At 54.9% G+C, this 10,108-nt stretch carries 2 protein-coding genes; both read left to right on the top strand.

Going from position 1 to position 10,108, the window contains the following annotated elements; all coding sequences use genetic code 11:
- Positions 1-41: 41 nt before the first annotated feature.
- Positions 42-2,303 (top strand): hypothetical protein, encoded by a 2,262-nt coding sequence (locus D4100_RS22960; RefSeq protein ID WP_119805342.1) that lies wholly within the window; start codon positions 42-44, stop codon positions 2,301-2,303.
- A 355-nt stretch (positions 2,304-2,658) separates the two neighbouring features.
- A complete protein-coding gene (locus D4100_RS22955; RefSeq protein WP_158586356.1) occupies positions 2,659-10,083 on the top strand; it encodes a Tc toxin subunit A-related protein in 7,425 nt (2,474 codons plus the stop codon).
- Positions 10,084-10,108: the final 25 nt, after the last annotated feature.

Here is a 10,108-nt window from a genome sequence, read left to right as displayed (position 1 = left end):
AATTAAAAAACAGCTACCCACTTTAAAATAAGGACGACTCTATGCCCACAACCGCTGATATCATTGCTTCCCTGAGCGGAAAAACCAAAACGCTCGGCTGGGATGCGGTTGTCGCCTATGACCGCGATAAAATCAACCATCTGTTTCAACAGCAATACATCAGTAAACTCGCCGCAGGTGTCCACTTTTCTCCCATCAGCTGGAGCAATGAACGCAACACCATTCAGTTTGAAAATATCACCCTGTCCGCACCCCGCATTTCATTTGTGGATGCCTCCACAGAGAATTCCCGCGCCGTCGCGATCCTCGAGTTCCTTGACGGCAACGTGATCGAGCGTGATACCGACGGCCAGGTCAACAGCTATATCCGCATTCGCCCCGGCATGGGGTACGGCCTCACGTTGAGCGTCGATTTAATCACCGGACAGGGCTCGGTGGATGAGCAGGGCAGGGTGCAGATCGACTTCAGCAAGGGTAATATCACTACCATCAATGTTATCAACCACCTGCCGGCTGAGGCGCTCGCCTTCTTCCAGCAATGGCTGGCCAATAACGCGGTGACCTATGAGCTGGGCCAACTGTCGTTACAAGACCTCGGGAGTGGTCTCACCCCGAAAAAATTCATCATCCGCACGCAGCAGGCCCCGCTAACCGCCCGCCGGGTGGCAGAAGACGACGGGTACGGCGCAGTGCTGTTATTTGTCGCCACCAACGCTAACCCGGAAGGTGGCTTGCTGCCGACGGATGCATATCCGTGGCTGATCCCCCAGGAGTCTTCCTCGACGATACTGGTGAACAACCGCCTGGTGCTCGAACGCTACCTCAAGCCGGAACTGGATAAAATGCTGACCAGCGGTCAGTGGGAACTGATCCGCGGCACCAATGACGACGACGCCTTCTCGTTGCGTGCGTCCGATAACGCGACCTTCAACGGTGGGCATGTCCGCACCCGTCCTCTTGACAAAGATACAGGTTACACCTGGTCGGGTTATTACTTTGTATCTTCGAGCGGAGTCATTCCTGAAGATTTTATTTATTCCCTCAGGGGCGCCACCCTGTTACTCGATAATGAAAAGGTGGCGATTAACTTCGACGGGGGCAATGCTTTCCGGCAAAGAATGGGGGCATATTTCCCTGGTGATAGGTGGAAGAGTGAATCTCTGACATTCACGCTAACGGGCAGAATCATTTTTCAACTGGTTATCGGCCACGACACTGAAACCGTCGGTATCGTTCTCAGTGAAAGCGTTGCGCAAGCCGGGAGCAACTTTGCGGGAGTATGGGCCGACTATGACACAGAGCAGAAGGTGGAATCAGCGCTTTATTCAGATCTTCAGTTGCTGCTTGTACAGATAGTTCGTAACCTCATGGAAGACGTGAAGTTCAACGACATTGAAGTCTTTGCGCTCAACCATGTGCTGTTCCCGGAGCACAACATTAACCGACTGAAATCGGCCCATATGCCGGGCGATATGGCCATTTTCGGCGAAATTTCCCCCTTCCTGGCCAGTCTGGTGCTCGCTCCCCTGCAGACCGTTTTGCCTGTCGGAAAGTCCCAGCAGTTCACCACCAATACGGCCACCGGTGTGACCTACAGCCTGTCGCCGGCCAATGGCGGGACTATCTCGGCGTCGGGCCTGTACCGTGCGCCCGAGACCATCAACGGTGGGGGACTGAGCGTTACGATCACCGCGAAGACCGCCACCGCCAGCGCCGCCGCCTATATTACCGTTGTATCGACCCCGGTGCAGATCTCACCCGCCTTCTTTGCCCTGCACGAGGACAATCCCCGTGCGGTACAGCTCAATGCCATGGTGCTGGGCGACGAGAATGCGCCCCTGAGCTGGAGCCTGACGTCCAGCACGCCGGGTGTGACCGGCAGTATCACGAGTGACGGCCTTTATATGCCGCCTGGCGAGGCCTACCCGCTCGGCTACACCTATGTGACCGCCACCGCCACTTCTCCGGAGGGCCAGACCAGCCAGGCCTACATTTTACTGATCAGTGCTCAGACCCTGCCCGAGTTTAAGCTCACCCCGCCTGTTGTGACGGGCCTGGCCCTCGGCGCGGTGCAGACGCTGTCTGCCGACGCGACGCTGGATTTTGAACCGAATGACTGGGCGTGTTACCCGCCGCTCGGCACCCTGAGCCAGCCGGAGCAGGAAGGCAGCACCTACCGGGTCGAGTACACCGCACCGGCAACGGTAAAAGGGGATGAAATAGTCATCGTAAGCGCCCAGCCTGAAGGTATTTCTCATCGCCTCGGGTACGCTATTATCGAGATAAGCAATGTTCATAATTAACCCGAATATCTGCGCCATTCAGTTACAGGTATTGCTCGACACTTTTAGTGATTGACAATGGGATTATTGTCTTTTCATTAACATATAGCGACAGCGGTGCTTTTAATCGATAGACAATATTCGATATTCAGAATATGCAAATTTTTGACTATCCGAGTGTGGAAAGGATATCCACACTCACGTCTTTGATACTGCAGTCAGGGCCCCCGGAAATAAAATTTATTATCAGCCAATTCTGTGAGAGTTTAAAACAACTAAAGGACAAAGCTATATGTACCTTACTGAAGAACTATTAGCTAAATTGAATAACCGCCGCGAAAATATTGCCAACCAATCAATTACGTTATCAGACATCATGGTCCGTTCCTTTGCCGAGGTGAGGGAGCTGGCCGGCGATAGCCTGAGTTGGGGCGAGCAAAACTTTTTGTACCAGCAGGCGCAGAAAGCACTGAAAGAAAACCAGATGACGGAGTCACGCATTCTCAGCCGCGCCAATCCCCAGTTGGCCAATGCGGTGCGTCTGGGCATTCGCGAGTCCACTGAGCAACGCAGTTATGACGATTTATTCGGTGGTCGAGCCGGAAAATTCGTGAGGCCAGGCTCGGTGGCGTCGATGTTCTCTCCGGCCGGTTACCTGACCGAGCTTTACCGTGAGGCCCGAAAACTGCACCCCGCCAGTTCTGAATTTAATCTGGACCGGCGCCGCCCCGATCTGGCCTGGCTTGCTTTGTCGCAAAGCAATCTGGATGACGAGCTGTCGACCCTGTCGCTCTCCAATGAATTGCTGCTGAGTAACATCAGACAGCAAGAAAATACCTATGATGATGCCGTGTTGGAGAGGCTTTCCACCTACAGACATACGGGAATGACGCCCTACCACCTGCCTTTTGAAAAAACGCGACAGGCCATTTTGTTACAAGATGAGGAGTTTACTGCTTTCCAGCGTAACCCGGGCGTGGCGGCATCGATGGATACCCACTCCATGTTGGCCCTCAAAAACGGCATCTCCCCGGCGCTGTATAACATACTGACCGAGGAGATCACGGCAGACAACGCCGATGAATTGTTCAAACGGAATTTTCCTGAAGAAACCCAGCCGGAGATGTTCTCTGACCTGGGTTATATTGCCCGCTACTATGATTTGACCCCTGAAGAGGTCAGCCGATATATCCCGGTGATGCTGCTGGATAAAAACATGTTATCGGAGAAAAACCTGCCGCTGTACTCTGACAATATTCATACCGGTACATTTGTTGATAGCGAAGGCAAAATTGCCGCTTACCGAATAACTAAAAGTAATATTGGCGCCACTGGATTTCATCATTACTGGGATTTGATATGCCGGAAAGACAACACCTTTTATATGAGTTGCAGTTTTAAAACGAATGACGGTAGTGTTTCTGTCAGAAGAGAAAGCCCCACTGTGGAGCTAAATAAGATCAAGAGGCCGACTAACGCCGGTGTCAATTACACCAGCCCGGATTTTCAGTTGCCATTTAGCTCCTCACTCACCATCAAGCTGTTTGCCTATCGTTACGATGGGGGGGAGTCAAGTCCTGGCGTTCACGCGTCGGCGGAGTTCACCTGCGAAAGCGCCCCGCTGACCATTTTCGCCCTCAAACTGAACAAAGCCATTCGCCTGTGTCAGGCTACCGGCCTCTCGCCAGCAGAATTGGACATGCTGGTTTGCAGTGACAATCTGGAGGGCACGATCAATAAGCATGTGCTGGGGACCATTTTCTACACGCTGCGCTGGCGTCAAGGTTACGGGCTTGCCTGGGGAGATGCCCAGGTGCTGGCCGGCAGTGATATTGGTCTGACAAGCGAAGGCGGCGATCCTGCTGCCTTTACCCGGCTGTTCAATACCCCCCCGTTGAATGGACAGGTATTTTTTGCCGATGGCGCGACCGTCAAACTCAAACCTTCGGACATTACCGACAGCTTCCGCACTGGCGTGATGAAGCGCGCTTTCCGGGTCAATGACACAGAGTTATACAGTCTCTGGCGCAGGGCGCAGGGCAGCGATTCGCCGGCGGATTTTACCTGTACCCTCGACAATCTGTCTGCCCTGTACCGGGTAAAGTTACTGGCTGACGCTCATGGGTTGAGCCTGACTGAACTGGGGATGCTGTTGTCGGTGTCCCCTTATGCCACTACCCATATCGCCGGTCTTTCCGGTGAGGCGCTCAGCGGACTGGTCGGTTTTCTTGCGCAATATACGCAGTGGCTGAGGGCGCAAGGTTGGACGGTCAGCGAGCTGTATCTGACAACCACCGACCGATACAGCACCGCGTTGTCGCCGGATATCGAGAACCTGATCAGTACGCTGAAAGACGGGCTGGCCGGCCAGGACATTGGTCGGCTGGACGAGGCTGAGCTGATCCGCGTCACGGCGCCATTTATTGCGGCCGCCAACCAGCTGGATTCGGCCGAGCTGGCGACAGCGGTGTTGCAATGGCTGGCCCAGCTAAAACCCCAGGGGCTGACGATAACAACCTTCCTCGGGTTGGTCATTAAAGAAAACCTGACGGCAGACGAGTCCGCCAAACTGGCTGCCTTCTGTCAGGTTATGGGGCAGTTGGCACTGATTGTTCGCGAGCTCAGGTTAACGTCGGGTGAGATTTCCCTGGCCGTCACCCAGCCTGAGAAAATTCGTCCGGGTATGAGTTCCCTCCCGCATGATATTGCCACCATTCATACCCTGGCGCGTTTCCATAACTGGCTACAGAGCTGCGGTACCTCTGCCACGGAGATATTGTCGGCGTTAGGCAAAGGGACGCTGACCCCGGCGCAATTGGCGCAGGCCATGACGCTGGATGAGCAAATGGTGATCCAGGGGCTGGCGCAACACGACGACAAGGCCGGTGTGTTCAGTAGCTGGACGGCGATTGACGTGACCCTGCAATGGGTAGATGCCGCCGGTGCGCTGGGCATTACGCCGGCGGGGGTCGCTACGCTGCTGAGCCTGAAGTACACCGATTCGGCCCCGCAACCGCCTTACGCCGACTGGGTCGCCATTAGCCAAACACTCCAGAGTGGCCTCAATGGATATCACAACCAAGGGTTGCAGGCGGTAGTCGATGAGTCGCTCAGCGGTGCCGTCAGCGCCTATGTTCTTAAAAACATCGCGCCTTCCTGGGTTACCGACCGCAATAAGCTCTACAGCTGGCTGCTGCTGGATAACCAGATCTCGGCACAGGTGAAAACCACCCGGCTGGCGGAGGCGATTGCCGGTGTGCAGCTGTACGTGAACCGGGCGCTGAGCGGCCAGGAAGAGGAGGTGGAGAGTGGCGTCCAGTCACGGCGGTTCTTCACCGACTGGGACAGCTACAACAAACGTTACAGCACCTGGGCCGGGGTGTCGCAGTTGGTTTATTACCCGGAAAACTACGTAGATCCTACGCTGCGTATCGGTCAGACCGGGATGATGGATGAAATGCTGCAGACGCTCAGCCAGAGCCAGTTGAACAGCGATTCGGTGGAAAATGCGTTTAAAACCTACATGACGCGTTTTGAGGAGATAGCCAACCTGGACGTTATCAGTGGTTATCATGACGGTGTCAGCGACCAGGAAGGCATGACCTACCTGATCGGGCGCTCCGCCATCGGCGACTACTATTGGCGCTCGGCGGATATCGGCCTGTTGTCGGGGGGAAAACTGCCCGCCAATGCCTGGAGAGAATGGAAAAAAATAAACACGGCGATAAGCGCCGTCAATAATCTGGTCCGCCCGGTCATCTTCCAATCAAGGCTGTATATTCTGTGGGTGGAGAGCCGGGAAGTGGCCACAACCAGCAGCACGCCGATAAAATCGCTGGAATACACGTTAAAATATGCCCACATTCTGCATGATGGCAGCTGGAGTGCGCCGGTATCGGTGACACCTGCCGCGGGTGTTCTGCCGCCGGCGAAGGTCGATATTGACAAGACCGGCATGTATTGCGCCCGGGATGTGGAGCAGGAAACGCTTTATATTTGTTTTTACCAGAAACAAGATAACTACAATAAAGCTCCCCAAATGGCAGTGACTTCAGGGTTACTCATGCAGTCGGACGGTAGCGTTACCGAAATGGACGATGGGGTATTAACACTGACCGTTTCGGATACTTACAAGCAGATGGACTCCACTGCGGAGGTCAGGCTCAATACGCCTTATGCTCGTGAAAGTTACGCCAATATATCTGACAACCGTCTGACGACTAATATTGGGGGGGACCGGGGATACACAATTATCACGCAGCACACGTTGACCGATTTAAAGGCCACCATAACCGGCAACAACGTCAATCTGAGTTTTAATACTGGTATCGCAATAGGTTATATCACCACAATGTTTGGCAGGGCTCAGCGCCAGGTTAGCCTGTTTAAGAAAGTGAGGAAGGCGCCAGGCGATGTGTATTATGTGGCGAAAACCTTAAAGAGAGGTCAGAACGCACAACGCGAAAAACACGAGCTAGAGGTGGTATATCAGTATGACGGTCCAAAAGTGGTTTTTTATGCTGAGGCGAACAGTAGTTATACTCCTGGGCCTGGGGCCATGTTTTATAAACCGTATTATGCGGTAAATACAGAGACAATGAACTGGACAAATGTCTCTGGGGTTCGGATGAATCACTATCCTGGCTTCAGCGATACATGGTGGAACCCGATTAGCGAAGTTAATGTGCCAACATATAATCTTACTTTCTGTCGGAGTAATCTTTTCCCGTCTGCGGGGCCTGATTTCACATTCAGTACATTTGAGAAAGTAGACACCGCGGTGTTGCTCGAGGGGGTAACTCTTCGAGTTGATGACGCAATTTTTAAAGCGAGCCGCCAGACAAAGAACACTTTTGACGAATCGATTTTCGAGTTCGGTGAAAACACCGCGGTTATTTCTCTGGACCGCTTTCGCAATAATACATACGACGCTGATTTTTTGTACGTTGTCAGAGCCAGGGATGGACAAAGGCTGGGGCAACAGAACGTGCGGGTGACCCTGGTCAGAGTGCTGGCGTCTTCATTGCCGATCATCACCTTGAAGCGTACGGCGACATTTGCGCAGTACCTGCAATACGGCGTTTATCGCATCCGGGTGAATACGCTGTTTGCAAAACAGCTGGTTGCGCGGGCGAATGCCGGTTTGAACACCGTATTGTCGATGGCGACCCAGCAGTTGCAGGAGCCGCAGCTCGGTAAGGGGTTCTATGCGGACTTTGTCCTGCCGCCGTATGATAAAAATATTCACGGCAACAGCCGGGCGTTTACCCTTAATTTAAAACACGTGGTTGATGACTCTGCGCATGTCGTTTATTCAGGCCAGCTGTCTGACGGGCAGTTAAACGTAAAGCTTTTTGTGCCCCTGGATAATCAACCTCTTTCGGAGGATCTTGCCGCCAAAGTGTTTTTGCGTACCGAGAAACAAAACGATGGCTCTTCGATTGGTGCCCATTTTAGTTATGTTTCAGGCACCGAGCTGCCGGTGGAAATTGACTCTATCTCCAAGATCGACATGTTTGACCATGTAGGGATTTTGACGGATGAAACCGAACCCATGGACTTCAGCGGCGCCAACGCCCTGTATTTCTGGGAGATGTTTTACTATGTCCCTATGATGGTATTTCGCCGCCTGCTGCAGGAGAACAACTTCAGCGCCGCCACCCAGTGGATCAAATACGTCTGGAGCCCCGAGGGTTACCTGCTTGGCGGGCAGCCCGCCCCTTATCAGTGGAACGTCCGGCCACTGGAAGAGGATACCGTCTGGAACGCCAACCCGCTGGATACGGTGGATCCGGACGCCGTGGCGCAGGCCGACCCGATGCACTACAAGGTCGCCACCTTTATGGGCATGCTGGATCTGCTGATTGCCCGCGGCGATGCCGCCTACCGGCTACTGGAGCGCGACACCCTCAACGAAGCCAAAATGTGGTATGTGCAGGCGCTGAACATACTCGGTGACGAGCCTTACGTGTCTGCGGATGCCGGTTGGGCCAGCCCGGCGCTGGGCGAAGCGGCAGACCAGACCCGGCAGGTCCGCGTACTGCAGGCACTGGAGGCCATACGCCAGGGGGCTGTGGAGCCAGAGACGGATACGGCCAACTCGCTGATCGGCCTGTTCCTGCCACAGCAAAACGAGAAGCTGAAAGGGTACTGGCAGACGCTGGCGCAGCGCCTGTATAACCTGAGACATCATCTCTCCATTGACGGCCAGCCGCTTTCGCTGGCTATCTACGCGGCACCGGCGGACCCAACGGCATTGCTGACGGCAGCGGTGAACGCCTCGCAGGGCAACCAGGCTTTACCGCCGGTGGCGATGCCGTTGTACCGTTTCCCGGTCATGCTGGAGAGTGCCCGGGGCATGGTGTGGCAATTGACGCAGTTTGGTAACGCGTTGCTCAGCATCAGCGAGCGTCAGGACGGGGAAGCGTTGTCAGAGCTGTTGCAGACTCAGGGCGCTGCATTGATGCTTCAGAGCCTCTCCCTGCAAGAGAAAATCCTTGAGGAAATCGACGCCGACCGCCTGGCACTGGAGCAAAGCCGCGACGGCGCGCAGCAGCGCCTGCAGCACTATACCGCTCTCCATAATGAAGATGTCAGCGCGATTGAAAAAAGGGTCATGGATCTGTACACCAGTTCCTCCTCTGTCGGCGCCGGGGCGAATGCGTTGCATATGGCGGCGGCGGGGATGGATTTGATGCCCAATATCTATGGTTTTTCCGTAGGGGGCTCGCGTTTCGGGGCTCTTAGCACGGCCTTTGCGATTGGCGCGCAGATCACCTCCGATACCACGCGCATCGCAGCGGATCGCCTCGGGCAGTCAGAAGCCTATCGACGCCGCCGTCAGGACTGGGAAATCCAGCGCAATACCGCCGAATCGGAGGTGAAGCAGATTGACGCAAGCCTGGCGGCGCTGGCGATACGTCGTGAGGCGGCCACGTTGCAGAAAATCTATCTGGAGACCCAGCAAAGCCAGATTCAGGTGCAGCTGGCCTTCCTGCAGAACAAGTTCACCTGCAAGGCGCTGTACAGCTGGTTACGTGGCAAACTGGCCGCTATTTATCACCAGTTCTACGACCTGACCGTATCCCGTTGCCTGATGGCACAGGAAGCGTATAAATGGGAGTTTGGTCTTGATTCTGCAGCCTTTATTCGCCCTGGCGCCTGGCAGGGAGCCTATGCCGGGCTGATGGCGGGCGAGACACTGATGTTGAGCCTTGGGCAAATGGAGCAGGCACGTCTGCAGAAAATAGAGCGGGAGAGGGAGGTGACACGCACTCTTTGCCTGTCTGAGGTCTATGCGGGGCTTGCCGGCAACGATAAGTTTACCTTTGTGGACAAAGTCATCGAGCTGGTCAGCGCCGGCAAGGGGGGGGCCGGGACGAGCAGCAACGGTCTGAGGGTGGAGAATAAACAACTGCTGGCGACGCTGAAGCTTTCCGACCTGAACATCCGTGGGGATTACCCGGATTCGTTGGGGAAAACCCGCCGCATCAAACAAATCAGCGTCACGTTGCCGGCGCTGGTCGGGCCGTATCAGGACGTGCGCGCGGTGCTCAGCTACGGTGGTAGCCTGGTATTGCCGCAGGGCTGCAATGCGGTGGCGGTTTCGCACGGCATGAACGACAGCGGGCAGTTCCAGCTGGACTTCAACGACAGCCGCTGGCTGCCGTTCGAGGGGATCCCGGTGAACGATACCGGTACGCTGACGCTGAGCTTCCCGGATGTGGACAGCAAGCAGCAAGCGCTGTTGCTTAGCCTGACGGACATCATCCTGCATATCCGTTACACCATCATTGACTGACCGTCGCCGTCATCAGGCTCCCTCC

This window comes from Serratia inhibens, from assembly GCF_003591175.1.
Taxonomy (GTDB): Bacteria; Pseudomonadota; Gammaproteobacteria; order Enterobacterales; family Enterobacteriaceae; genus Serratia; species Serratia inhibens.
This window is presented reverse-complemented; position numbering and strand designations above follow the sequence as displayed.